Source organism: Rhodococcus sp. USK10 (assembly GCF_019378875.1).
Classification (GTDB): domain Bacteria; phylum Actinomycetota; class Actinomycetes; order Mycobacteriales; family Mycobacteriaceae; genus Rhodococcus_F; species Rhodococcus_F pseudokoreensis.
Genome location: NZ_CP076048.1, coordinates 3027781 through 3053910 on the forward strand (window position 1 = coordinate 3027781; position 26130 = coordinate 3053910).

The following is a 26130-nucleotide window of genomic DNA, read 5'->3' on the forward strand; positions in this document are numbered from 1 at the left end:
GCAGCCGGCTCCGGCTCGCCGCCCGGCCGTAATGCGGACGACCCGTTCCCTGCCTGCTTCGCCCTTTGTGCCACAGACCACACTGTAAATTATTGGACCGAACATGGGAAGGTCCCCGAAACCGCCTACGGCACCTGAGCGGCGGGTACGTCGAGACCGGCGATCCGACGCCAGTGCGAGTGGGCGGTGGGGGTCCACTCGGCGCGGAGGTCCCGCAGCCGCCGGGCGGCTTTCAGCCCGCGCCAGTCCGGCAGCAGCACCTCGGGGAGCCGCGGATCCATGTAGGGCATGCGCCGTAGCGCGTCCGCGAGTTGGAGGTGCGCGAACAGCAACTCGTCGCCCGGTTGGAAGGTTCGCGCATCGAAGCGGTCGAGCAGTTCGTCGTACTCCTTCTCGGCGGCGTCCAGATCCCATGAACGGCGGACGAGTTCGCTCTCGGGAATCCCGGGGACGGCGAGCGTCCCGACGAATGAGACCGTGTTGGCGGTCAATCCGAGAGACTCGATGGTTCGTTCCGCTTCCGCGGCACGGTCGACGTGGGGAGTGACCCAGACGCCGGGTGCCGGGTTCCCGAACCCGGCCCACCGCAGCGCGGCATAGAGCTTCTTGCGGGTCGAGCGGTGAGACTCCGGAATCGGCACGTTCACGACGAGCCACCTGCCGTCCCACTGCGTGGTGTCCACGTCGGTGGAGAAGACACGGAGTTCACCTTCGGTGAAGAGCCGATGCGCCTTGTCCGTCAACGTCCACTGCGTTTCGCGTCCGTTGCGGTCGGCGGCGATCAGACCTGCGGAACCTGTGCGCGCGATCGCCTGCCGGGCGGCATGCTCCCCGTACCCGAGTCCCTTGAGGACGTAGAGAAGCGCGGCCGTCCGCACCGGCTGTCCGTACGGTTCGACGAGTTCGCCGAGCACGGTGACGAGAACCGACCGCGCGCTTCCGGTCGACGCCACTTCCTTGTCGGGGGTGGACTCCGGTTTCGAGTCGGACGGCTTCGAGTCAGACATAAGTGTCATCGTCGCGCATCACGTCAGCCCGTTGCCACAACACCCCTCGAGGCCCCGGTCAGCGATCGTCATTCGACACCCCAGTCCCGGAATACCGCCTCGGTGTCGGCGCCGGGTGGGCGGGGCGACGCATAGGTTGCGGGTGGCGCCTCGGCGAAGCGTGGCGCCGCCGCCGGCTGACGCTGACCGAACGCGGTCACGACCGTGTTGCGCGCGGCGATGTGCGGGTGATCCGGCACCTCGGCGAGGGCCAGCACGGGCGTCACGCACGCGTCGAGGTGCGCGAACGCCTGCACCCACTCGTCTCGGCTCCGCGTGACGAAGACGTCGGCGAAGGTCTTCCGGAGCGCCGGCCATGCCGACTCGTCGTACTGGTCCGGCAGACCCGCGGGGTCGAGTTCGAGTCCCGTCAGTAGCTGCGCATAGAAGACGGGCTCCACTGCGCCTACCGCGATGTACCGACCGTCGGCGCACTCGTACGTGTCGTAGAAGGGCGCCCCGCCGTCGATGACGTTGGTCCCGCGCCGATCGGACCAGAGCCCGTTCTCGGTGAGTGTCCAGAACATCGTCATGAGCGCACTCACCCCGTCGACCATCGCGATATCGACCACGTCTCCGGCACCGGTCTGTTCCCTCGCGTAGAGGGCGCCGAGAATGCCGGTGACCGCCGGCATCGAACCGCCGCCCAGGTCGGCGACCAGGTTGAGCGGTGCGAGTGGCCTCTCGCCGTCGCGTCCGATGGCGTTCAGCGCACCGGTGAGCGCAAGGTAGTTGATGTCGTGCCCGGCATAGGGCGCGAGCGGGCCGTCCTGGCCCCAACCGGTGATCCTGGCGTACACGAGCCGAGGGTTCCGCTGACGGCACACGTCGGGACCGATGCCCAGTCGCTCCGCCGCACCCGGCCGGTAACCCTCGATGAGGACGTCTGCCTTGTCGACGAGCTTCAGGATCCTCGCCAGGTCGGCGGGGTCCTTCAGGTCGGCACTCACCGAGCGCCGGTTACGCAGTCCCGCATCCTTGTCCACGGGCAGCAGCTGCGTCACACCCCCTGGACGCTCGATTCGCACGACCTCGGCGCCGAGGTCCGCGAGCTGCATCGCGGCGTGGGGCGACGGGCCGATCCCGGCGAGTTCGACGACCCGCACTCCAGCCAGCACTTGTTTCATCTGAATCCTCCGAAGAATCGAATTGATGTTTGACATCTATGGAAACTATCTATCCAATAACGTAATATCTCAAGTCAGGTCGCCGCGGCGCAGTTCGTCAGTCGTCGCGGTGTATCCGTCCACCAAGTCGAAGGGCTGGATGTGAACGAACTGGATCCGACCGTCATGTCGTCGCTGCGAGCGGCGGCCGATGACCCGGTCACTTATGCGCAGGCATGGAAAACGAAGCACGGAAACCGCGTGATCGGTTCCTTTCCGATGAACTTTCCTTCCGAGATCGTGCACGCCGCCGGTGCGTTGCCGGTGATCGTCCAGGAAAGCCGCACCCCGATCACGGAGGGACGCAACCTGCTTGCCGAGTTCTACTGCGGCTACACGCGTAGCGTCGCCGACCAGGCCGCAGTCGGTGAACTCGACGTCTTCGACGGCTTCGTCGCCGCCGATCACTGCGTGCAACTCCTCGGCGCCGTCGACGTGATCCGCTGGGCGCGGCCCGAGAAACCGGTGCACTTCGCGCAGTTCACCAGCGCGATGGACGATCCGTGGACCAAGCCGCGGGTCGCGGGCCGCGTGCACGAACTCAAGCTCGAGATCGAGGGGGTCGTCGGGGCGACGATCACGGACGAGTCACTCGCCGAGAGCATTCGGCTGTTCAACACGAATCGACGCCTGCTCCGGGAACTCTACGACCTGCGGCGCACGGGCCGTGCGCGCATCACTGCGAGCGACATGCAGGTATTGGTGAAGTCGAGCATGGTGATGGACATCGACGAACACAATGCCGCCCTGAACGGGCTTCTGGTCCGGCTCGACCCGAGTGCCGACGCACCCGACGATCTGGTGCGGTTGCATCTCTCCGGTCACTTCTGCCACGCCCCGCGCCCCGAGGTCCTCGATGTGATCGAGGAATCCGGAGTGATCGTCGTCGACGACGACCTGTACACCGGTTTCCGGTACATCTCGACCGACGTCCCCGAGCACGGCGATCCGCTGGAGGCGCTGTCGGAGTGGTACCTGGACCGTAACGACAACGCCCCCTGCCCGACACGGGTCACCGTCGGGGTCGACTGGGACACCTATTTGATCGACTCACTCGAAAAGAGCCGCGCGAACGGTGTCGTCGTCCTGATGGCGAAGTTCTGCGAACCCCACATGCTCTACTACCCGGAGTTGCGCAAGGCGCTCGACGCACACGGGATACCGCTGCTGCTCCTCGAGACCGAGCACGAAGGCAACCCCGTCGAGACGCTCCGCACCAAGATCGAGACCTTCGTGGAACGCATTCGCCGTCAGCTCGCACCCGTCCCGTCCTGAATTCGACTTTCACTCAGAGGAGTTCGCCATGGCGATCGAAGAGATCAGCAAGGAAAAGACCCGCCGCTTGTCGAGTACGCGGGTCGGCGGCAAGTTGGTGGCCGACTATTGGGAGAACATCTTCACCGCCAAGGAACGCGGGAAGCACGTCGTCTGGTACAACGGCGCCGCACTGAACCCGCTGTTCCAGGCCGCGGGCCTGGAGTGGTGCCACGGCGAGGCGTTCGCCGCTCGACTGGCCGCCCAGCACCTCGAAGGGCCCGCCCAGGCGGCCGGCGCCGAGTACGGCTACATCGGTGAGCTCTGCTCCTATGCGCGAACACATCTGGGCTGCGCCGTGCTGACGCACCAAACCGCGGCCGACCGGGAGACCGGCGTGGTCGGCATGGTCGACCAGCAGGAACTGGCGAGCAAACTGCCTGCCCCGGACTTCTTCGTCAACGGCTACGCCGGATGCAGCACCGGTCAGCAATGGGACGCCATGACGTACCGGGTCTTCGATCGCAAGCTCCCGCTGTTCAACGTCTCGATCCCCATGCTGTGGGGCAACAAACCCGACGCCGGGTACATGCGGGGCGAGGAGTGGACCGAGGTGAGCAAGTACGTCGAAGGGCAACTGCGCGAACTCATCACCTTCCTCGAACACCAGACCGGCAGACCGTTCGACTGGGATGGACTCAGCGAAAGCATGTCCTACATCAAACGGGCCTCCGAGCTGCGCCTCGAGGGAATGGCGCTCTGCACGCAGGCACCCACGCCTGCGACCTACTGGGACTGGGTCGCGAGCATCGCCCCGATCAACTTCCTGCCCGGCAATCAGGCGCTGGTCGACTACTTCGCCGGCGTGAAGGCCGAGATTCAGCAGCGGGTCACCGACGGGGTCAGCGCGGTCGCGGACGAACGCTACCGCGTGTACTTCGACGGCATCATGAACTGGAACAAGCTCGGCTTCCTCACCCGGAAGTTCGCGGAGTACGACGTCGCCGTCGTCGCCGGCCGCTACACCCACGAATCCTTCTGGCAGGAGCCGCAGCTCATCGATGTCGACAACCCACTCCTGGGCATGGCACAGCATTACCTGCTCTGCCCGCTGAACCACGGACTGAAGAACCTGCAGGAACTCCTGCTCCGCCGGCTGGACGAGTACGCGATCGACGGGATCGCGTTCCACTCGACGCGGACGTGCCGGGCCATGACCAATCCGCAGACGATGCTCGCCCGCGCTGCCGAGACGGAGCGCGGCGTCAAGTCGTTCTTCTTCGAAGGCGACGTCGCCGACGCGTCGTTCTACAACGACGAACTGTTCGACAGTCGACTGGAGGCGATGCTCGAGGCCATCGACGTGCAACGGATGAAGTCCGTGATCTAGATGGCCGCCACCTCCGCAGACAAGACAACGCCAGGTTGGTTCGTCATGGGCGTCGACCTCGGGTCCACCACGGCGAAGGCCGCCGTCGTGGACCAGGACGGCACCCTGCGCGGATCGAGTGTCGTCCAGATGGGAGCCGTGAGCCGCGAAGCGGTCGCGCGCGCAATGGACGGGGCGATGGCGGACGCCGGTGTCGCGCAATCCGACATCCGGCGGACCATCAGCACCGGCTACGGGCGGAAACTGGTCCCCGGGGCGAACCGGACGTTCACCGAAATCACCTGCCACGCCCGGGGCGCCGCCGCCCTGCACCCGGGTGTGCGGCTGGTGATCGACATCGGCGGACAGGACAGCAAGGCCATCATCGTCGACGACGACGGCCTCGTGGAACGGTTCGCCATGAACGACCGGTGCGCGAGCGGGACCGGCCGCTTTTTCGACGTGCTCGCGCGGGCACTGGAAGTCGACATCGGCGCGGTCGGCGAACTCGCGCTCGCCGGTTCCGAGAGTCTCGAGGTCAGCAGTATGTGCGCGACGTTCGCGGAGACCGAGGTGATCTCACTACTGGCGCAGGGCCGCGAGAAGGCGGACATCGCCGCGTCCGTGCACAAAGCGGTCGCGGCGCGCACACTCGGACTGGTGGCGCAGGTCGGCAAGGCGACACCGACGGTGATGACGGGCGGAGTGGCGAAGAACCCGGCCGCGCGTGTTCACGTCGCGCGGGCGCTGGGCCACCCGGTGGAATTACTCGATCAGCCACAGATCGCGGGTGCGTACGGCGCCGGACTGCTGGCCCGCGACGACTACGCGGGCACCGCTGAGGCGCCGACGTCGTCCGACGAAGCGACCGAAGAGCAGTTCCGGGCGAGCCTGTCGAGCGCGACGCCGCACTGCCAGGACTGTGACGGCAGGCCCGGCCATTCCCATCCGGGCACCGGCAAACCGGTGCCCCTCGAACTGCAGAGGAACATCCGATGACCACAGACACACCCGAAGTCTGGGTGCCCGACCTGTCCGAGGCGACCGTCTACATCGTGGGCGGGACGAGCGGCGTAGGCCTGCAGGTCGCCCGTCAGTTGGTCCGGGCGGGCACCCAGCGCATCGGTCTGGTCGGCCGCAACACCGAACGCGGCGAGAAGGCGGCGGCGGAGATTCGATCACTCGCTTCGGGTGTCTGGGCCTTCTTCGCCGCAGGCGATGTGAACGAGCCCGCCGAGGCCGCGCGGGTGACCGAGGAACTGTCGGCCTCGCTGGGGCCTGCCGATGTCCTGATCAACAGCACGGTGAGCGCGTTCACGCCCCGACTGTTCCACGACACGCCCCCCGAAGACGTTCCGTCGATCCTGCTGCAGCAGGCGCTCGGCCCGATCAACATGTGCCGGGCCGTACTTCCACACATGCGGGCGAAGCACGGCGGCGCGATCGTGAACATCGCCTCCGACGCGGCGAAACATCCGACCCCGGGAGAATCCGTCATCGGCGCGGCCATGGCAGCCATCGTGATGTTCTCCAAAACCCTTGCGATGGAGGCCAAACGCGACGGTATCCGCGTCAACGCGGTGACGCCGTCGCTCATCCGGGACACCGGCGCCTACGACCGTGTCATGGCCGAGCCGTTCAGCGCCAAGCTTTTCGCGAAGGCCGCCGGACTGGCGTCACTGGGTGTCGCCGAACCGGTCGACGTGGCGGACCTCGTGTTGTTCCTGTGCAGCCCTCAGGCCCGTCGGATCACCGGTCAAGCGGTCAGCCCGAATGGCGGCATCTCGGCGGGGTGAGGGCTCCAGTGCCGCGCCTCAGCTCATCCGCACTATTTTGACGAATTCATAGCGATCAGCTCCACATGTGTATTACATTGCGTGGTGACTGAGACACCACTTCGCAGCCGACTCCGGCTTCCTCGTCACGAGCACCTCACGCTCCACCAACTTCCCCCACCCCGCACAGCCCGAAGGCAGGATTGCATCATGCCCCTCGAAAAGTCTCTCTGGCCGGCGACACCGAGCTCAGGCGTCCGCGACATCACCGTCGGCGACCTGTTGCGAGAGGCCGCGTCGGCGGTACCCGACCGCCTCGCCCTGGTCGACGGATCTCCCGATCCGGCCGACCGGCGCGAGTGGACGTACCGTCAACTCCTCGCCGACACCGAGCAGGCGGCCAGGGCACTGCTGGCCCACTGCGCGCCCGGAGACCGGATCGCGATCTGGGCACCCAACAGTGCAGAGTGGGTAATCCTTCAGCAAGCGATCGCGATGGCCGGGATGGTGGTGGTGGGCGTGAACCCCGCCTACCGCGCCCACGAACTCGAGTACATCCTTCGCCAGTCCCGCTCGGTCGGGCTCTTCTACCGGGAAAGCTATCGCGGCGCGGACCTCACAGCGGTCCTGGCGGAGGTACGGCCGTCACTCCCCGAACTCCGGATGGTCGTCACACCCAGCGAGTGGCAGTCCTTCATCGCGACCGCGGATCCGGCAATTGACTTGCCCGCTGTCACACCCACCGCCCCGGTGCAGATTCAATACACCTCCGGAACCACCGGTTTCCCCAAAGGCGCACTGCTGCATCACAAAGGAATCGTCAACGAAGCCACGTTCGTGTTCGAGCGGGCCGGGCTGGTGGACCACGTCGTCTGCGTCAACGCAATGCCGATGTACCACATCGGGGGCGGTGCCGTCACCGAACTCGGGACGTTCGCGGCGCACGGGACTTTTGTGGTGCTACCCGGCTTCGACGCCGCACTGATGCTCGAGATGCTCGAAAGCTACCGCGGAACACACTCGTTGATGGTTCCGACGATGCTCATCGCGCTTCTCGAGCACCCGGACCGCGAAACACGCGACCTGTCGAGCCTCCACACCGTGCTGTCCGGCGCGTCAGCAGTTCCCCAGGCACTCGTCGAACGGGTGCTCGACGAACTCGCCTGCCAAGTCACGATCCTGTTCGGGCAGAGCGAGATGCACGGCGTCATCAGCCAGACCCGAGTCACCGACGATCCGGCCGATCAGGCCACCACCGTCGGACAGCCGCTGCCGGAACTGGAAGTGAAGATCATCGACCCCGTCTCCCAGGAGATCGTCCCGATCGGTGAACAGGGCGAAATATGCTGTCGTGGCTACCAGACGATGCTCGGCTACTCCGAGATGCCGGACGAAACCGCCGCCGCCATCGACGCCGACGGATGGCTGTACATGGGTGATCTCGCAACGATGGACGAACGAGGCTTCCTCCGCATCACCGGCCGACTCAAAGACATGATCATTCGTGGCGGCATGAACATCTATCCCCGCGAAATCGAAGAACTACTGTTCCGGCACGACGACGTGGCCGAGGTTGCGATCGTCGGGGTTCCGGACACTCGATGGGGCGAGCAGATCGGCGCCGTCGTGCGACCGGCAGACCCCGCCAATCCACCGAACCCGACCGAATTGAAAGCCTGGTGTCGCGACCGAATCGCCGCCCACAAGACGCCGTCGCTGTGGTACTTCACCGACACACTCCCCATGACACCGTCCGGGAAGATCCAGAAATTCCGTGTGCAGCAGGAAATTGCGTCCGGAGCACTCACCGCCGCAGACCTCGATACCCAGCCGGCGCCGGAGTCACTGTCCAACAGCTGACCGGACTCACCTACTCCGCTGACACCGGACCGTCCTCCGGCTGATCGGATTCACGACGCGTTTCGATCAACGCCGACAACTCGAACGCAAGCCTGAGTTCGAAGCGGGTGTCCGCGTTCTGGGCATCGATCCCGAAACGCGTACACCACGGCATCGACGTCCAGCCGCTGTGAGCGATAGCCACCGTGACGTCGGTGAGCCTCGTCGGCGCCCGGCGGCGACCCCTTCGGCCACCGCCGGGCTCCCCTCTCCGCCGAGCCCGGTACTGGTCGACGAACGGCGTCACGTCGAGCGGTGGCCGGCGAGCGCGAGCAGGCTACGCAGGTGCGCCAGCGCAGCGTCGGTCCGTTCCGGGTCGGCGATCGACAACTGTTGGAAGACCAGACCGTCCAGGGCGGCGAAGATGAGGTGCACGAAGTCCTGGTCGAGGTTCATCTCCCCGCATGCCAGTTCGTCGGCGAGGGCTTGCTCGAACGTCCGGTACAGCGACTGAACGTGTGGCCGCAGCTCCGGCCGCCGCCGTGATTCGAGGATCAGTTCGTACTGGAACGCGAGATCGTGGGGAAGCGTCTGCACCATCTCCACGATCCCTTCGAAGAGCGCGTCGAGGTCCCCGCTTCCCGGCCGTGCGCTGATCGCCGGCACGCTTTTGGCGAGCGAGTACTGCAGTGCCTCTTCGAGTAGCGCATCGCGGGTACCGAAATGGTGCGCGACGAGACCGTGCGCTACTCCGGCCTCGCGGGCGACCGCGCGATAGGTGAGATTGCGCAAGCCCTGTTCGGCACCCACGCGCACCGCAGCTGCGAGAAGCGCCGTCCGCCTCTCGCCATAGCGAAGCGCCGGACGCGAGGCGGCCGATTCGACGGCAGACATGCCGCTCCTTTCCATGAGCTTCGAGAGCCGTGACGCCGGTGTCTCGCACCGCCCGGCAGATCCGGGACGCCCAGCTGTGACTGCTGCGATCTGCGTGCCATGAAGATTACGGCAGGTGCCCATCGGAAAGAAACCACAGTTGTCCACTTGACCAATTTGGCGCGATGAGGCATATTCTGTGCCATCGCTCACACTTGTCCATTTGGACATGTTTGCTTCGACCGCTGCTCTGACACCTCCTCGTGTGCCTTTCGCCCTGCTCATTCGCTTCCAGGAGAACACCATGAACTACGACACCGATGTCGTCATCGTCGGCGGCGGCTTCGCCGGAATCACCGCCGCCCGTGAACTCACCCAGCGCGGTATCACCGCCACGATCCTCGAGGGCCGCGACCGGCTCGGCGGACGCACCTGGACCCGCGACAGCGCCCTGGGCCGGAAGCTGGACATCGGCGGCACCTGGGTGCACTGGACCCAGCCACATGTGTGGGCGGAGATCGGCCGCTACGACCTTCCCCTGGTGGCGAGCCCAACTGCCGAACGCGCGCTGTGGCGGGCCGACGGTCGAGTTCGCACCGGCACCGCCGAGCAACTGTTCGCCCTCATGGACCCTGGCATGACCGGGGTTCTGGCCGGCTCGGCAGAGCTACTTCCCAACCCGTACCAATTCCGGCCCGTCGGCGACGAGCTCAAGGCACTCGACCACTTCACCATCGCTGAGAAGATCGCCGCGCTGAACCTCGATCAGGAACAGCACGACCTGGTCGAAGGCTTCTGGGGCCTGTCCTTCAGCGGCCTGCCCGACGTCGGCGCCTACACCCAGGCGATGCGCTGGTGCGCGCTGGCGGGCGGAAACTGGCAGCTGATGTTCGAAGCGTGCGCGACGTACAAACTGAAGAACGGAACCAAGTCGCTCCTGGACGCGATCGTCGCCCAGTCCACCGCCGACGTACAGTTCAACTCGCGGGTCACCCGGATCGAGCAGGATGACGACGGCGTCACCGTCACCGTCGACGGCGGCCGGACCCATACGGCACGCAAGGCGATCGTCACCCTCCCCCTGAACGTGCTGAACACCATCGACTTCAGCCCGGCGCTGCCCAGTGACCTGGTCTCGGTCGCCACCGAGGGCCAGGCCTCGACCGGGGTGAAGGTATGGGTCCGCGTCAAGGGTGACATCGGCAAGGTCGCCGGACTCGGCCCCAGCTCCTGCCCCCTGAACTTCTTCCAATACGAGTACGACATCGACGGCGACAGCCTCATCGTGGCGTTCGGCTCCGACTCCACGCGCATCGATGTCACCGACCGTGGCGCCGTCGAAGCCGCTCTGCGCGAATGGATTCCCGACCTGGACGTTGTCGCCGTCGACGGACACGACTGGGTCGCCGACGAGCTGTCCGGACAGACCTGGCCGATGCTGCGACCCAACCAACTCGCCGCCGTCCAGGAGTCCGCCGCCACCGAGCACGGCCACATCCGCCTTGCCGGCAGCGATTACGCCGAAGGCTGGGCGGGGTTCATCGACGGCGCGATCGAGAGCGCCAAGACCGCTGCAGCCCGCATTCTGCCCGAACTGGTCTGACCCACACCACCTCCGTTCTCCCTCCTCGAATGAAAAGGACCCCTGATGTCGTACTGCGCCGAACTGGTCACCTTCACCCTGTCGACGAGTAATGAAGAATTTTTCGCACTCCGCAAGGCAGCGATCACCGAAGTCAAAGCCGCCCATCCGAAATTGCTGTCGGTCCCCTTCTGCGCCAAGCGCGCCGACGGCAGCTGGGTCGATCTGTGGATCTACGAGAGCAAGGAAGCAGCCGACGCCGCCAACGCCGACGCCGCCAACCTCCCCGAGTTCATGAAGATGTTCGCCGTCATCGACGGCGTCGATATCGAGGTCACCGAATGCCCCGAGTCCGCCGTCAGTCCGCTCGCCTGACAACGCCTACCCACTGCGAGGAAAAGTCATGAGCGAGAACTCTTCCGGAACACAACACCAATTGCACAAGACACTGCGCTGGTATCACGGTTTCATGCTCGCGCTGCCGATCGCCGCCGGGTTGTTCGTCTCGGTCGGATACGTCATCGGCGCGCTCGGCGCGATTCCCGCCGCGGCAATCTGCGTGATCCTCTCGGCCGTCGCCCTTCTGCAGAACAAGATCTTCTCCGAAGTGGCGGCAATGTTCCCCGACAAACCCGGCGGGGTCGCCATGCTCGCGACCGAGGCGTGGAAGCGGTACTTCGCCCCACTCGGGCCGCTCGCCGCGTTCGGCTACTGGTGCGGGTGGGCGTTGGTGCTCTCACTGGTCGGGTTGACCATCGGGTCGCTGGTGCAGGCCCAGTGGTTCCCGGACGCGACGTGGACGCTGTTCACCTTGGCCGGCGTCGCGTTCGGATTCCCGCACCTGGTCTCGGCGATCACGATCGTCGCGTGCACGGTCCTCAACGTCGCAGGCATCAAGGTGGCCGTCAGGTTCAACCAGATCATCGGTGCCGCATTCATCCTCGTCCTTACCGTTCTCGCGATCGGCCCGTTCGTCACGGGCCAATGGCACTCGGCGAATCTGACCTCCCACATCGACGGTGGCTGGAAGACGTTCGTCGTCTGGCTGTATGTCACCGCCTGGGCGATCTACGGCTCGGAGTTGTGCGCCGTCTTCGCACCCGAATACAAGGACACCAGTCGCGACACCTCGAAGGCGCTGACGTCGATCGCACTGTTCATGGTCGGTGCGTACACGATCGTGCCGATCGCGACGACCGGCCAACTCGGGGAGGCTGTGATCACCGACAATCCCATCACCTACGGGGTGGCGAGTGTGCAGGCGACTTCCGGCGGTTTGTCCGGGGTCATCACCGCAATCTTGTGCGGTGCGTTGTTCCTGAGCATGGTCTCCTCGTCCGCCGATGCCGGCCGCGCCCTGTACGGCATCGCGGCCGAGAAGATGTCCATCCGCCAACTCGATCAGCTCAACCGCGCCGGTGTCCCGAGCCGGTCACTGTGGATCACGATGACCGTCAACCTGCTGATTCTGATCGTCGTCGGCAACCCGGTCGCCATCCTCATTGCCAGCAATCTCGGCTACATTCTGGCGATCACCCTCGCCGTCAGTGGTTTCCTCCTGCTGCGCAAGGATCGCCCGCACTGGCCTCGCCCGATCCGGTTGTCGCGTAAGTGGATCCCGGTTGCGGCCGTCATCACCGTATTCAACGCCTTCATCCTCGTCGTCGGCGTCCTCAACCCCGACCTCTCCCACGCCGGCGGCTGGAAGGAGGTGCTACTCGGAGTCGGATTGCTCTCGGTCGGTGTGCTCCTGTTCCTCTATCGACGCCTGGTGCAGGACCGCGTCCCGGTTCAGTGGCGCGACACCTCCCCCGACATCCCGGCCGCAGCGGTGGCGCCTCGGTCGCCAGGGACGCTCCGCTGACGTGCTCATGTCCTCGAAAGGTGTTCCGAGTGGCCCGCTCCCCGAGCGGGCCACTCGGCGTTGCCGTGCCAGTGATTGTCACGCCTGATCATTTCTGCTGGTTGCAACGCGCGGAGGGCAAGGATCGATACACCGACCAGAGGTGAGGACCATGGTCGATCACATCGCCGCCCGGCAGGACGTGCGTGAGTTCCGGCAGGCCCTCGACGAGTTGTTCGCGTACCTCCTCGACGACGACCTTCATACCTCGGAATGCAACCGCGCCACGCTCCACCGGCTGACCACCCGCGTACAGGACGCGACCTCCGCCCTGCGGCGGGGCGGGTTGCGGGTGCACTACCTCGGATTCGGGACCGTGGCGATCTCCACGGACCTCGAATCCGGGTGACGCCTACCGACCACTGCGGCGCACGTCACCTTGCTTACTTTGTGATCACAGATTACATTCAGGTAAGAACCGCGTAACGATCGGGTTCCCTCGCGCCGATGTACGCCGGTTCGTGGTGCCCACGACAACTCGATCCACAGACCTCTCAGGTGTGCCGCGGGACGACCTCCCTCCTCGCCTGCACGTCACGGTGTTCGGGTTCGACAATCCCTGAGCTCAGCACGAAGGAGGATCATCTTGGCAAGAGTGGCGATGACTGGCCGGAACGCAACCCTGGCCGGCCTGGCAGCGATTGTGTTGTGGAGCACCATGGTCGGCATGATCCGACTGGTCACGGAGAGTCTCGGCGCCATCGGCGGCGCGGCCATGATCTACACGTGCTGCTCCGTCTTGTTGTTCCTTACCGTCGGGTGGCCCAAACTTCGCGAGTTCAACCGTGTCTATCTGCTGACCGGTGCGCTGATGTTCGCCGGATACGAAGTGTGCTTCGCCCTCGCGATCGGACTGGCAACCGACGCGCGGCAGGCGATCGAGGTCGGCATCGTGAACTACCTGTGGCCGTGCCTGACAGTCCTGTTCGCCATCCTGTTCACCGGGCAGAGGTCGTCGATCCTGTTCATTCCCGGCATCGGACTGTCGATCGCCGGGATCGCGCTGGTCCTCGGCGGTGACACCGGACTCGACCTGCCCGGGACCATCGAGAACATTCGCACGAATCCCCTGAGTTACGCTCTCGCGCTGCTGGGTGCCGTCATCTGGTCCTCGTACTGCACCGTGACAAAGCTGTTCGCCAAGGGCAACAACGGGATTACTCCGTTCTTCATGCTCACCGCAGCATCGTTCTGGGTCCTGTACCTGTTCAGCGACACCGAACCCATCCACCTCACGCTGACCGGGGTGGTGGCGACAATGGTAGCGGCGTGCGCAATCGGCTTCGGCTACGCGCTGTGGAATGTGGGCATTCTTCACGGAAACATGACCCTGCTCGCTGCCGCTTCCTACTTCACGCCGGTCCTGTCGGCCGCGTTCTCTTCGCTGATGCTGGCTACCGCACTCGGTGTCACGTTCTGGGTCGGCACCGCCATCGTGTGCGTCGGCGCAACGGTGTGCTGGGTCGCAACGCGCGAACCCAAGAAGGCCGGCGAAACTACTCCCCCGGCAGCGGCGACTCCGGACAGCACCGCCACAGACGAACGACCGCGGGATCGCGCGGCAGTGCGCGTCAGCGGTCGACGTCACTCGTCGCGCGGCCCGAGCGCGCTGGGAATTCGCCGGCGCAAGCACGAAGCCGGCGCGATCGACACCCACTGACTGCCGGTCGAGTACCGGACTGTGCCGCGCGGCGTTGCCCGGAAAGCCATGAGACACAAGTGAACCGTGTCCTTCGAAGCGAAGGACACGGTTCACGTGTAGTGGGTGAGATTCTGCTATACGGAGATCGTCTCCGCGGGAGCGGGCGACTTGGTGGTCTGGCCGAGCCCGGCGCTCTCGGAGAGGGACAGCCCCCGGGTCTCGGGTGCCCACATCTGGGAGATCACGGCACCGAAGAGGGTGACGCCGGCGGCGATCAGCATCGTGACGCCGATGCCGAGGCTGGTGAGGGACAGCGGCACCAGGAACGTGCCGATCGCAGCGCCGATGCGGCTGAGCGAGGACGCCAGTCCCACTGCGGAACCGCGGACTTCGGTGGGGAACAACTCGTTCGGGTACACCCACTGCAGGATCTGGGAGCCGCCGATGAGGACCGCGTAGGCGGCGAAGAGAACCATGATGATCGCGCTCGGCGCTCCGGGGAAGAGTCCCAGCAGCAGCAGGGCGAGACCCGACCACACGAAGCTGTGGATCAGCAGCGGGCGCCGGCCCATCCGGTTGACCAGCAGCAGCGCGACGATACAACCGACCATGAACAGGATGGTGATGGCGGCGGATCCGATGTGTGCGGCGTCGCCTTCGAGCTCGAGGGCACCGAGGATGGCCGGGGCGAAGGCGTAGACGGCGAACAGCGGAACCACCGAGCAGGTCCAGAAGAGGGTGATGAAGGCCATCCGCTTGCCGTAGCCGGAGCGGAGGAGTTCCTTGACGCCGACGTTGGTCTCTTCCTCTGCAGGAAGGTCGGCGACGGTGACACCGGGACCGTAAACCTTGAGCAGAACTTCGTTGGCCTTGTCGATCTTCCCCTTGCTGAGCAGCCACCTGGGCGACTCCGGCGTGCCGACCCGGGCCACGCAGATCAACACTGCGGGGAGTGCGGCACTGGCGAGCATCCACCGCCACGCGTCGTCTCCGGCGGTTCGCGCCAGGACCTCGCCGACGACGTACGCTGCCGCCGCGCCGACGAACCACATGGTGACGAAGGCACCCAGCAACGGACCACGGTATTTACGCGGGGCGAACTCCGTCATCAGTGACGTGGCGATCGGGTAGTCCGCACCCACGGCCATGCCCAGCAGCAGCCTCAGGACGATCAACCAGACGACGCCCTCCACGAAGAACTGCGCGACGGAGCAGGCGATGATCGCAACCAGGTCGAGGGTGAACAGGACCTCCCGGCCGAAGCGGTCGGTCAGCCAACCGCCGGCGAAGGCACCGAGCAGGATGCCGATCAGCGTGGACGCCGCGATGAGGCCCTGTTCGGCCGACGACAGGTTCCACTGGCCCGAGATCTGCACCATCGCGACACCGATGATCGAGAGGGCGTAACCGTCGAGGAACGGCCCTCCCGAGGAGAACACCGCTAGTTTCTTGTGAAATGTGGACAGTGGTGCGTCGTCCAACGGGTTGGTCGTCGTCATCTCGGACTCCTTGTTGACATACTTTCCGACCCGGACCTGATGCGGCATTCCTCGGTGGCGATATCGAGGTGGTCGGATTTGATTCAATTCCTGTTGAGACGCACGGCGATTCGAGAACGAGTGATTCTCGACCGGAGGCCGTGTCGGCGACCCGGCGATGCGAGCTGGCTTCTTTCACTGCTTGCCGCACCCGCTGGTGTGATGTGCGCCTCGTCACAGAACAATAATATGTAATCACAGATCACACAACCCCCTGGGCGTGCTTCCACGCCGGTGGCACAGCAGAAGGCACCACAGCTCACCCTGCCGTGGGCTCACCGTCTTCGGTGGCGCGACCGTCCGGCCGTAGTCACTCGGGGGTCATACCCGCCCGAGGGTGCAATGCTCGACGGCGACTCGTGCCGACGGCATAGAAGGGGTGTTCGCGTTATCCGGCGTCAGCCGACGCAGCCTGCTCGGTAGCCAGGAGCGCTTTGATGCGGTCGGTCGCGTCGAGGAGCGATTCCTCGTTGACCGCTGCGGCGGAGTCACCCGAGCGGTCCCGGGCAGCAGCAACGAGGCGCTCCTGGAAGCGCCACAGCGGGTCGTCTCCCCCGGAGTCCAGGCTTCCCTGCGCGCCCACGATCTTGTAGGCCCGGCAGTGGTTCCACAGGTTGCGGATCGTCTGCAGAAGAACAGGATTCGCGGCGGCCTCGTACAGGATCGACAGCAGGGCCTCATCGTGGTCGAGGAGGGCGACCACGCGTCCCTCGTCGACGGCGGCGCGCATCAGCGTGAACTCTGCCTGCATCCGGTCGCAGTCCTCGGCGCTGATCCGCTGCGCGCCGAGCCTGGCGGCCTCCACCTCGAGCAACCGGCGCACGTCGTACACGTGCACCAACTCGGCGAGGGTCAGGCCCTTCACCACCGCCCCGCGGTGGGGCACGCGTTCGGCCAGACCGGCTTCCTCGAGTCGGCGGATCGCCTCGCGCACCGGCATCACGCTGGTGCCCACCTGCTCCGCGAGATCGCGCACCCGCAGGCGGGCACCGGCAGGCAGATCCCCGTTCATGATCGACTCGTGAATCATCGAGTAGACCTGATCGGTCAGAAGTGTCGGCTCGGCGCGTTTGGACATGACCACAGATCACATATTAACCGGAGATCAGATCCGCCCTTGTGTGATCTGTGATTACATTTTAGGCTGGTGTGAGACGCAGGCACCGCAGCGGCACGCCCACCTCGGTAATCCCCGAATACACGCCGTTCCACCCGCACTGTGCACGCCCGCCGTAATCGGCTCGGGATCCACAACGGACCGGGCCTGCAGCTCGAGTTCCACGATCATGGAGGTACCTCTGATGTCCATCTCTACTCCCGTCGAGGACGTGACGGTACGCCGTGCATCCGGCTCGGCGCCGCTGATCACGGCGGCCGATCTTCCCCCGACCTCGCACTTCGTCGACGGTGTGTTCGACCAAGCTGCTCCCGGCGACGTGTTCGATGTGATCGACCCCAGCTCGGAGAACGTCATCGCGCAGATCCCGCAGGGCACCACCGAGGATGTCGACCGCGCGGTGAGCGCCGCCGCAGCGGCCGCGGAAGCCTGGGCACGCGTGGTCCCCAAGGAGCGGTCGGAGATTCTGCACCGAATCGCCGACCGGCTCGCCGCGAACGCCGACCTGCTCGCCCGACTCGAATCGGTGAACGCCGGAAAGCCCCTGGCCGTCTCCCGTGACGACGTCGACGGCACCATCGACACCTTCCGCTTCATGGCCGGCGCGCTGCGCGCGACCACGTCCATGGCGGCCGGGGATTACGTCGAGAACCACCTGTCGGTGATCCTGCGCGAACCCCTCGGAGTGGTCGGGGTGGTCACCCCGTGGAACTACCCCCTGCTGATGGCGGCATGGAAGATCGCGCCCATCCTCGCCGCCGGCAACACCCTCGTGATCAAGCCGTCGGAGCAGACCCCGCTGACGACCCTGAAGTTCGCCGAACTCGTCGCCGACCTGCTGCCCGCCGGAGTGCTGAACGTGGTCACCGGCCGCGGCTCGGTCGTCGGCGCCCGGCTCGCCGAGCACCCGGACGTGGACATGATCGCCCTCACCGGGTCGGTGGGCAGTGGCCGCGCCGTCGCCCGCGGTGCCGCCGAGACTCTCAAGCGGGTCCACCTCGAACTCGGTGGCAAGGCGCCGGTCGTGATTTTCGCCGACGCCAATCTCGAGGAGGCAGCGGAGTCGCTGCGAGTCGCGAGCTTCTGGAACTCCGGGCAGGAGTGCGGCGCGGCGTGCCGCGTCCTGGTCCACGAGTCGGTCGCCGACAAGTTCGTCGAACTCTTCGTCGCCCAGGTCCGTGAACTCGCTGTCGGCGAACCCGGCTCCGGGGACGACATCGAGATCGGGCCGCTGGTCTCCAAGGCCCATTTCGATCGGGTCGTCGGATACCTCGATCGCGCCGCCCAGCAGGGCATCCGGGTCGCCATCGGCGGAACGGCGCTGGCCGGGACCGGCTACTTCGTGGCACCGACGGTGCTCGTCGACGTCCCGGACGGCGCCGAGTGCTCCCGTGAGGAGATCTTCGGACCCGTCGTCACCGTCGAGACGTTCACCGACGAGGACGAGGCCGTGCGCCGCGCCAACGACGTCCCCGTCGGCCTGTCTGCTTCGGTCTGGACGGAGAACGCGCGCCGCAGCCACGACATCGCTGCGCGGCTGGATTCCGGTACGGTCTGGGTCAATTCACACCTGGTGCTGGCCAACGAGGTCCCGTGGGGTGGATTCAAGGGTTCCGGTTACGGCCGCGACCTGTCGATCTACGCCCTCGACGACTACTCCCGCACCAAGCACGTCATGCACAACCACAGTCGCTGATTCGATCGGCGCCACGAACCGACCTGCCCTGCCGCCCACACGGTCATCCGTGTGGGCGGCACGCTCTTTCCGGAACCGGGTTCCATCGGTGAAATCTATTGGTGATCCGGCGATGTGCCCGGAAACTCAGGCGGACAGCGGATCCAGAATTCCCCGCACGGTGGAGCGAGAAGTGCGGCACACGTGTTCGAGAATGCGGAATGCGCTGTCGCCGTCGCGGGTTTCGACTGCAGCGACGAGGTCGGCGAGATAGCTCCACCGGGACAGTCCGTGCCCGACGGCATCGCGCACCCAGAGGTTCTTGTAGGGACGGCAGGTATCCCACATGCCCTGGATCAGTCCGGTGAGTACCGGGTTGTTGCCGGCGGAGAACAACGCCGACAGCAGTAGTTCGTCCTGAGCGACGGCTCCCGCGATGTCGCCGTCCGCGGCCGCCTTCTCCAGCAGCCGCCAGTGCTGTCTCATCGTCTCGACGGCCGCGTCGTCGGCCAGGAGGGCGCCCCGACGCGCGGCATCGGGTTCGAGCATGATGCGTACGTCGTACACGTATTCGAGTTCGTCGATGCTCAACTCCCGCACCGACGCTCCCCGGTAGGGCTCCGTGAGGATCAGACCCGCCTGCTCGAGCCGCCGGAACGCCTCCCGGACCGGCATCACGCTCGTGCCCACCAGGGCGGCGACCTCCCGGATCCGCAGTTGCGTCCCCGGCGCCCAGTGGCCCTGCGCGATGTGCCCGCGCAGGGTCTCGTATACCCGGTCCGCAAGCAGGTTCGGCGAAGAAACCTGCGGTGGAGTCGTTTTCATCTCCCGTAGAACGAGAGTGTTCGGCCTGCCCATGAGGACCTCCGAGTTGTGGCGAGATCGCCGGAGAGAGGTCACCGACGGTTACACCCACCCCATCTTACTTGTGATCACAGATCTAATCAATTGACGGTGGGTGTGATCCCGACTACGGTCATCGATAGCGTGAAAGACCGGATAGAAGCGGAGAAGTCATGAGCGCGTCTCTGACAGCGCACCCGTACGCCCCCTCGACCGAGATGTGGGACTGGCAGTTGCATGCCCGCTGCCGCAACATGGACACCGACCTGTTCTTCTCCCCCGAAGGCGAGACACGGCAGGCGCGGCGCTATCGCGAAGAGTTCGTCACCCAGATCTGTCACTCCTGCCCGGTCGTGACCGAGTGCCACACGTACGCCCAGACAGTTCGTGAGCCGTACGGAATCTGGGGCGGCGCCACCGAGTCCGATCGTCGATTCTCGACCGGCCGCAAGCCGCACCGGCAGCCCGGAACGAGCACCGCAAGCGGAAGCGCCGCACGACGTCTGACCGTTTCTTCCCGCCATCCCAAGCCCGGACGACAAGAGCGTCCCGGGGACTCAGCAGACTAGGCGGAGCCACGTAGCGCACGCCTCTGGGCCGGAGCAGCGCGCTCCGGCCCAGAGAAACTCATGCGACTACCGGTCGCTCGGTGCCGCGTCTGCCGGCACCGCGTACGAGGCCTCGGTGTCGAAGTCTCGTGCCTCGTCGATGTTTCGGCCTTCGACGGAACCGGTCGACGTGCGCCCGGGGCCGAACTTGAGCCGAGCCTGGTATGCGATCAGGGTGACGGCGAGGGCACCCAGGCTGAGGGAGATCTGCGATCGCGTGGATTCGACGAAGAACATCGAGATCAAGACCGCGAGGATACCGACGACCCCGAGGATCGAGAGGTACGGGAAGAGCCACATCTTGAAGCGGAGTTCGCGGGCCTTCTCCCGGCCGAGCATCGACCGGAGCTTGATCTGGGAGAGCGCGATCATCAAGTAGACCATCAGGATCGTGGCGCCCGACGCGTTGACGATGAACGCGAACGCCGTCGTCGGCGAGAAGTAGTCGAGCGCAACACAGCCCAGCCCGACGCACAGCGCGGCCAGCAGCGCCCCGCGGGGCACTCCGTTCTTGTCCACCCGAGCGACCGAACGGGGTGCGTCGCCCTGATTGGCCAGCACGAACATCATGCGCGAGGCGGTGTACAGACTCGAATTCAGGCAGGACAGCACCGCAACCAGGACCACCGCGTTCATGATGTCCGGGCCGCCCGGGATTCCCATGACGTTCAACGCATCGACGAACGGCGACTGGCCGACCTTGATGGAGGTCCAGGGGACGATGATCGCCAGGAGTAGGACGGAGCCGAGATAGAACACTCCGACACGGCCGATCACGGAGTTCGCGGCCTTGGCAACCGACTTCTCGGGTTCTTCGGACTCTGCCGCTGCGATCGTGGCGATCTCGGGGCCGACCATGGAGAAGACTGCGACGACGACACCGGAGAGAACGACGGTCCATCCGTTCGGTGCGAATCCCCCGTGATCGGTCAGGTTGGAGACGTCGGCGCTGTGCCCGGGCCACAGGCCCACCACGAAGCACGCCCCGATTGCGAGGAACGCGATGATCGCGGCGACCTTGATGCCGGCGAACCAGTACTCGAACTCACCGAAATTGCGCACCGACCGCAGGTTGGTGGCGACCATGGCGAGCAGCAACGCCGCCGCCATGGGCCAAGAGGGAAGATCTACCCACCGCTGTAGGAGTTTGCCGCCGATCACGGCCTCGGCCCCGGCGACGACCACCCAGAAGAACCAGTACAGCCACCCGGTGGTGAATCCCGCGCGGTTTCCGAACGCCTTACGCGCGTATCCGGCAAAGGACCCCGTCGACGGGTCTGCCACGGCCATTTCGCCGAGCATGCGCATGACGAGAATGACGACGAGACCGGTGATCGCGTAGGAGAAGATTGCGGCGGGGCCCGAGGAGTTCAGCAGTGCACTGGAGCCGACGAACAGTCCGGCGCCGATGACGCCGCCGATCGCAATCATCGTCAAGTGACGTTGCTTGAGGCTCTTCTGCAGTGCGGGTGACGGATTCTTATCCAAATCAGACATCGGCAGCTCTCACGATCGATTCGACACACGTGGACGCGGGGAGGTCTGCCCGCATCCGCCGAGCGAGACTTCTACTCGCCCAGCGACTTCGATCACACTCGGCGGTAGTGGCACACCCGCCGACGTGATGATCAAGTCCCGTATCTGGATGTGATCCATATAACACCCCGGAGGCGCTCCACGCCTATCGACAGATGCCAGAAGTAGACAGGTGTACGTCAGACATATGGATGATCGCTAGACTGACCGCATGTTAATATATTAGTCATGAATCAGATCGGCCGGGCTGTTGCCGTTGCTAGCGTCGACGATTTCATGGCACGCACGCGCCGGCACCTGGGAGCGTCCGTGGTGCTGCTCGGCAGCGACTTCGAGATGATCGCCTACAGTGCCCGGTCGATCGAAGTGTCCGAAGATCACGCACAGTCGGTCGTCAGGCAAGCGACCGACGCGGACACCCGCACGTGGATCGTCGATTGCGGAATCGCCTACGCCACGCGGCCGGTTCGCACACCGGCGAACAGGAATACCGGTTCGAAGGCACGAATCTGCCTCCCCGTCCGGCACGGAGGAAAGACGTACGGGTTCTTGTTCGTCCTGCCGGACGACGACGCATCGATCTCCGACCGTGAACTCGAAGAAGTGATGCCGCTCGCGGCTCAGGCGGGCGCGCTACTCGCCGCCGACGCATCGGGAAACGGGCACGCGGCAGGGGTGTTTGCGGACCTGCTGGAAGGCGATCCGGGCAGGTCTTCGGCTGCGGCCGAGCACCTCCGGGCGTCGGAGAGCGTGTACGACTCCGAATTCACGATGCTCGCAACGGACCACTCCTCGATCGATCGACGGTCAGGCATCACGGCGGTGCCGATGGGGCCGATCACAGCCGTCTTTGTAGCGCAACGGGATTCATCCTCCGCCACACTTCGCTCAGCTGTCGAGAGCTACTCCGCAGGGGGAAACGTCGTCGGAGTCGGGGGAACCTACTCGGATCTTCGCGATGCCGGGAGGAGCTGGCGGCAGGCGCGACTGTGCCTCGACGTCATCGCACTCGAGCCCTCCAAGGGCCCGGTGGCGTACTGGGATCAACTCGGCGTGTATCGGCTGGCCGCAGTAGCATCCGCGGAGCTCATCGCAGAAGCGGTCATCACCCCGGCCGTCAGGGCGCTGTTCGAGCACCGGAACCGAGACCTTCTCGTCACCGCCGAGACCTTCTTCGACAAGGGTGGCGACATTGCCGCGTCGACCGATGCTCTGAGCATTCATCGGCAGACCCTCTACTACCGGCTACGTCGAATTCAGGAACTCACAACGCTGGATCTGTCGATCGGCCAGGACCGCTTGGAGTTGCACGTCGGCCTCTCGCTGGGAAGGCTGGTCGGGGCTCCGGGAACGGTGAATCCCTCATAGCCGCAAGGTACCCGGACGCTCGGCGAGCGCCCGGGTACTTGCGAACTACGTTCGTGCTGCCGGCCGGGAGTCAGGCCGTGGGCAGCGTCGTGCGCGTGGTGGTGCTCAGTGCGGCGCTTTCCGTCAGTGCCATTCCGCGGGTCTCGGGTGCCATGATCTGCGACAGAACAGCGCCGAGGAGGGTGATGGCGGCCGCGATGAGCATCGTGGGGCCGATGCCGATACCGCTGAGCGACAGCGGCACCAGGAACGTGCCGACTGCGGCGCCGATGCGGCTGAGCGAGGAGGCCATGCCCACGGCGGAACCGCGAATCTCGGTGGGAAACAGCTCGTTCGGGTAGACCCACTGCAGGATCTGACTGCCGCCGATGACCACCGCGTAGATCGCGAACAACGCCATGATGATCCCGCTCGGCGCTTCGGGGAACAGTCCGAGGATCAGGAGAGCGAGTCCGGACCAGAGGAAGCTGTGGATCAGCAGGGGTCGCCGGCCCATCCGGTTGACCAGAAGCAGCGCGACGACACATCCGACGAGGAACAGGATCGTGATAACTGCCGATCCGAAGTGTGCGGCATCGCCTTCGAGCTTCAGTGCCCCGAGGATGGCGGGTGCGAACGCGTAGACGGCGAACAGCGGTACGATCGAGCAGGTCCAGAACAGCGTGATGAAGGCCATCCGCTTTCCGTATCCGGATCGCAGGAGATCCTTGACGCTGACGGTGCCGTCTTCCCTCGGGAGGTCTGCGATGCTGACGGTAGGTCCGTAGACCTTCCGCATCACTTCGTTGGCTTCGTCGATCTTCCCCTTGTTGGCAAGCCAGCGGGGTGACTCGGGTGTTCCGACCCGGGCGAGGACGATCAGGGTCGCAGGCACCGCGGCACTGGCCAGCATCCAACGCCACGCGTCTTCGTGTCCGGTTCGTGCTAGGAATTCTCCCACGACGTAAGCGGCTGCGGCGCCGACGAACCACATCGCGACGAATGCGCCGAGGAACGGACCCCGGTACTTGCGCGGCGTGAACTCGGTCAGCAGGGAAGTGGCGATCGGATAGTCCGCACCTACGGCCATACCGATCAGCAGGCGCAGAATGATCAGCCACACGACGTCTTGGACGAAGAATTGAGCCACGGAGAACACGATGATGGCGACCAGGTCGATCGTGAACAGAATCTCACGTCCGAATTTGTCGGTCAGCCATCCACCGGCGTAGGCGCCCAGCAGGATTCCGATCAGCGACGAGGCACCGACCAGGCCCTGTTCGACGGACGACAGGCTCCACTGGTCCGCGAACTGCACCATCGCGACACCGATGATCGACAAGACGTAGCCGTCGAGAAACGGTCCGCCGGAGGAGAACAGCGCTAGCTTCTTGTGGAATCTGGACAGTGGCGCATCGTCCAAGGGGTTGATCGTCGTCATAACGAGCTCCTCGTCAGTGATGGTGTTCTGAAGTCGGTGTCGGGCCGGCCAGTGTCGGTCAGTTGTTCGAGGAAGCAACGGAGGCCCGGATCAGGGAAGCGACACGTTCTGCTTCCGTGTACGCCCCGTGGGTCCCCGCGGTCTCGGACGTGTAGTCCCCGGCAAAGTGGATCGAGCCCACCGATCGCTGGAGTTCGGCCAGATTCGCGGCGCGATCGGGACCGAGTAGCGCAAAGCAGTGTTCCCACGTGCGTGCGTGAACGCCTGTGATCCTTCCCCTGAGCTGCGGCGCAACGGTCAGGAAGCTTTCCACCCAGTCAGCGACGCGGGCCTCGTCTTCGGCGAACGCCGGCTGGAACCCGGTGGAGTTTCCGTAGCACGTGAATTGCACTCTGCCCGCATCCCAGTTGGGTCCTACCCGGCCCGGAGTCGGATTGATGATCGCGTCGAACGGCATTCCGGCGGTCACGATGAACGCCCAGTCCTCGATGCCGGACAGGCCGTCGATGTCGGCGACGATATTGAGCGTGGTGCTGCCGGGAGTGTCGAAGCTGTTGAGCGCGTCGGTCTTCCATGTCGGTAGATCACCGAAGACGTTGGGCACCAGAGGGGCGGGCAGTGTCGACACGACATGACGGGTCAGGAGCGTTCCCACTCCCTCCGGTCCGATGAAGCTGACCTCGTAGGCGTCCACCTCGTCCTTGATAGCGACACCGGTGACCACGGTGTCGAACCGAACGGTGTCCGCAGGCAGGTGGCCGTGCATCGCCCTGGGGATGGCCTGCATACCGCCGAGCGCGAAGGATCGGTTGCGCTTCTCTCGCGCGAGGTAGCTCGCGAAGTATCGGAGGGCGTACTTCGCCGACAGCTTGGCCGGGTCTCCGACCGCCCCGCCGCGCAGGGCGGCGTCGATGATCTGACGCACGCCGGGCTGCAGTCGGCTCAGCCGTTCGGCGAGCGTTTCGGTGGCCAGCCCCTGGTCGTCCTGGTCCAGCACGCCGTTGCTCGTGTGCTCGTGGTATTCGAGCAGGGCACTGTCGATGAATTCGCTCAGCTCCGCCTTTTCGGAGTCGGCCAGGTCGAGACGCGCGACGAGGTCTTCGTTGGTCTCGGCGACGATCGTCTTGCCGTTGACGTGGATTCCGTACGTCGTGGGTTCGAACGGCACGACGTCGAGCGCGAGTTCGGTGGCAAGTTCTTCGGTCCGGGTGTTCCGGTAGATGAACAGTGCACCGGAGTTCGCACTCGCCCCCGCGAGATCGACCGTGTTCGACCTACCTCCCACTTCACCGGTCGCCTCGAGCACACAGATATCCAATTTCAGGTCTCGAAGGAAGTAGGCCGTGGCCACTCCCGCTGTACCGCCACCAACGACGATCACGTCGTACATGCATGTCTCCTGAAACCGAAGTAGTGAAGTTGACGGCTGCAGCGAAGGCCGAAGTGATCGACCTCTAAGTTGCGGGACCCGACAACGGCGGCGGATTTCCACAAAGCTGCATGCGTCACAACGTTTTTGGCGATTGTCCTAGCTCGCTCCTACCGCCGGCGGTAGTCCCGCGCGCCGCAGGAGTTG

General features: G+C 65.2%; 23 protein-coding genes. 13 read left to right on the forward strand and 10 right to left on the reverse strand.

Annotated elements, in window-relative coordinates; genetic code table 11:
- Nucleotides 1-125: 125 nt before the first annotated feature.
- Nucleotides 126-1016 carry a PaaX family transcriptional regulator C-terminal domain-containing protein gene (locus I1A62_RS20985; protein ID WP_124393379.1) on the reverse strand — a complete coding sequence of 297 codons (891 nt, stop codon included), beginning with the start codon at nucleotides 1014-1016 and terminating at the stop codon, nucleotides 126-128.
- A gap of 59 nt (nucleotides 1017-1075) precedes the next feature.
- A complete protein-coding gene (locus I1A62_RS20990; RefSeq protein ID WP_219459656.1) occupies nucleotides 1076-2173 on the reverse strand; it encodes a CaiB/BaiF CoA-transferase family protein in 1098 nt (365 codons plus the stop codon).
- Nucleotides 2174-2314: 141 nt separating this feature from the next.
- Here I1A62_RS20990 and I1A62_RS20995 point away from each other — a divergent pair, with 141 nt between their 5' ends.
- The 5 genes from I1A62_RS20995 to I1A62_RS21015 all read left to right on the forward strand — a co-directional run bounded on the left by I1A62_RS20995 (nucleotide 2315) and on the right by I1A62_RS21015 (nucleotide 8470).
- Nucleotides 2315-3487 (forward strand): 2-hydroxyacyl-CoA dehydratase subunit D, encoded by a 1173-nt coding sequence (locus I1A62_RS20995; RefSeq protein WP_219459657.1) that lies wholly within the window; start codon nucleotides 2315-2317, stop codon nucleotides 3485-3487.
- Between the two features lie 28 nt (nucleotides 3488-3515).
- Nucleotides 3516-4856: a 2-hydroxyacyl-CoA dehydratase subunit D gene (locus tag I1A62_RS21000; RefSeq protein ID WP_219459658.1), complete on the forward strand. Its 1341-nt coding sequence runs from the start codon at nucleotides 3516-3518 to the stop codon at nucleotides 4854-4856.
- Nucleotides 4857-4901: 45 nt separating this feature from the next.
- A complete protein-coding gene (locus tag I1A62_RS21005; protein ID WP_219459659.1) occupies nucleotides 4902-5834 on the forward strand; it encodes an acyl-CoA dehydratase activase in 933 nt (310 codons plus the stop codon).
- The gene (locus tag I1A62_RS21010) at nucleotides 5831-6631 is read left to right on the forward strand and encodes an SDR family NAD(P)-dependent oxidoreductase (RefSeq protein ID WP_219459660.1); all 801 of its coding nucleotides are present in this window, start codon (nucleotides 5831-5833) and stop codon (nucleotides 6629-6631) included. Before I1A62_RS21005 ends, I1A62_RS21010 begins: the two co-directional genes overlap by 4 nt.
- A gap of 189 nt (nucleotides 6632-6820) precedes the next feature.
- Entirely contained in the window at nucleotides 6821-8470 is a 1650-nt protein-coding gene (locus tag I1A62_RS21015; RefSeq protein WP_219459661.1) for an AMP-binding protein, read from the forward strand.
- Nucleotides 8471-8480: 10 nt separating this feature from the next.
- On the opposite strand, the gene I1A62_RS21020 is transcribed toward I1A62_RS21015, so the two are convergent.
- Complete coding sequence (locus I1A62_RS21020; protein ID WP_192581932.1) at nucleotides 8481-8654, reverse strand: hypothetical protein; 174 nt, start codon at nucleotides 8652-8654, stop codon at nucleotides 8481-8483.
- A gap of 98 nt (nucleotides 8655-8752) precedes the next feature.
- Nucleotides 8753-9343 carry a TetR/AcrR family transcriptional regulator gene (locus I1A62_RS21025; RefSeq protein WP_124393386.1) on the reverse strand — a complete coding sequence of 197 codons (591 nt, stop codon included), beginning with the start codon at nucleotides 9341-9343 and terminating at the stop codon, nucleotides 8753-8755.
- Between the two features lie 283 nt (nucleotides 9344-9626).
- On the opposite strand from I1A62_RS21025, the gene I1A62_RS21030 reads away from it, so the two are divergent.
- The 5 genes from I1A62_RS21030 (at nucleotide 9627) to yddG (ending at nucleotide 14467) form a co-directional block, all read left to right on the forward strand.
- The gene (locus I1A62_RS21030) at nucleotides 9627-10925 is read left to right on the forward strand and encodes an NAD(P)/FAD-dependent oxidoreductase (protein ID WP_124393387.1); all 1299 of its coding nucleotides are present in this window, start codon (nucleotides 9627-9629) and stop codon (nucleotides 10923-10925) included.
- A gap of 45 nt (nucleotides 10926-10970) precedes the next feature.
- Nucleotides 10971-11279 (forward strand): hypothetical protein, encoded by a 309-nt coding sequence (locus I1A62_RS21035; protein WP_124393388.1) that lies wholly within the window; start codon nucleotides 10971-10973, stop codon nucleotides 11277-11279.
- Nucleotides 11280-11307: 28 nt separating this feature from the next.
- On the forward strand, nucleotides 11308-12768 hold the full coding sequence (locus I1A62_RS21040; protein ID WP_124393389.1) for an APC family permease: 1461 nt from the start codon (nucleotides 11308-11310) through the stop codon (nucleotides 12766-12768).
- A 151-nt stretch (nucleotides 12769-12919) separates the two neighbouring features.
- The gene (locus I1A62_RS21045) at nucleotides 12920-13156 is read left to right on the forward strand and encodes a hypothetical protein (RefSeq protein ID WP_124393390.1); all 237 of its coding nucleotides are present in this window, start codon (nucleotides 12920-12922) and stop codon (nucleotides 13154-13156) included.
- 252 nt (nucleotides 13157-13408) lie between these two features.
- The gene (yddG, locus tag I1A62_RS21050) at nucleotides 13409-14467 is read left to right on the forward strand and encodes an aromatic amino acid DMT transporter YddG (RefSeq protein ID WP_219459662.1); all 1059 of its coding nucleotides are present in this window, start codon (nucleotides 13409-13411) and stop codon (nucleotides 14465-14467) included.
- Between the two features lie 116 nt (nucleotides 14468-14583).
- On the opposite strand, the gene I1A62_RS21055 is transcribed toward yddG, so the two are convergent.
- Nucleotides 14584-15948: an MFS transporter gene (locus I1A62_RS21055; RefSeq protein WP_124393392.1), complete on the reverse strand. Its 1365-nt coding sequence runs from the start codon at nucleotides 15946-15948 to the stop codon at nucleotides 14584-14586.
- A gap of 427 nt (nucleotides 15949-16375) precedes the next feature.
- On the reverse strand, nucleotides 16376-17065 hold the full coding sequence (locus I1A62_RS21060) for a GntR family transcriptional regulator (RefSeq protein WP_124393401.1): 690 nt from the start codon (nucleotides 17063-17065) through the stop codon (nucleotides 16376-16378).
- A gap of 223 nt (nucleotides 17066-17288) precedes the next feature.
- Here I1A62_RS21060 and I1A62_RS21065 point away from each other — a divergent pair, with 223 nt between their 5' ends.
- A complete protein-coding gene (locus tag I1A62_RS21065) occupies nucleotides 17289-18800 on the forward strand; it encodes an aldehyde dehydrogenase family protein (RefSeq protein WP_192581933.1) in 1512 nt (503 codons plus the stop codon).
- Nucleotides 18801-18926: 126 nt separating this feature from the next.
- Here I1A62_RS21065 and I1A62_RS21070 read toward each other — a convergent pair whose 3' ends face one another.
- A complete protein-coding gene (locus tag I1A62_RS21070; protein ID WP_192581934.1) occupies nucleotides 18927-19604 on the reverse strand; it encodes a GntR family transcriptional regulator in 678 nt (225 codons plus the stop codon).
- A 191-nt stretch (nucleotides 19605-19795) separates the two neighbouring features.
- Here I1A62_RS21070 and I1A62_RS21075 point away from each other — a divergent pair, with 191 nt between their 5' ends.
- Nucleotides 19796-20191, forward strand: coding sequence for a WhiB family transcriptional regulator (locus I1A62_RS21075; RefSeq protein ID WP_124393394.1), 396 nt, complete (start codon nucleotides 19796-19798; stop codon nucleotides 20189-20191).
- Between the two features lie 66 nt (nucleotides 20192-20257).
- On the opposite strand, the gene I1A62_RS21080 is transcribed toward I1A62_RS21075, so the two are convergent.
- Entirely contained in the window at nucleotides 20258-21727 is a 1470-nt protein-coding gene (locus tag I1A62_RS21080; protein WP_124393395.1) for an amino acid permease, read from the reverse strand.
- A 315-nt stretch (nucleotides 21728-22042) separates the two neighbouring features.
- Between I1A62_RS21080 and I1A62_RS21085 the strand changes: the two genes are divergently transcribed.
- Complete coding sequence (locus I1A62_RS21085) at nucleotides 22043-23134, forward strand: CdaR family transcriptional regulator (RefSeq protein ID WP_192581935.1); 1092 nt, start codon at nucleotides 22043-22045, stop codon at nucleotides 23132-23134.
- Between the two features lie 70 nt (nucleotides 23135-23204).
- Here the strand turns inward: I1A62_RS21085 and I1A62_RS21090 are convergent, their stop codons facing one another.
- Both I1A62_RS21090 and I1A62_RS21095 read right to left on the reverse strand, forming a co-directional pair.
- Nucleotides 23205-24554 carry an MFS transporter gene (locus I1A62_RS21090; protein WP_124393397.1) on the reverse strand — a complete coding sequence of 450 codons (1350 nt, stop codon included), beginning with the start codon at nucleotides 24552-24554 and terminating at the stop codon, nucleotides 23205-23207.
- A gap of 58 nt (nucleotides 24555-24612) precedes the next feature.
- On the reverse strand, nucleotides 24613-25944 hold the full coding sequence (locus tag I1A62_RS21095; protein ID WP_124393398.1) for an FAD-dependent oxidoreductase: 1332 nt from the start codon (nucleotides 25942-25944) through the stop codon (nucleotides 24613-24615).
- Nucleotides 25945-26130: the final 186 nt, after the last annotated feature.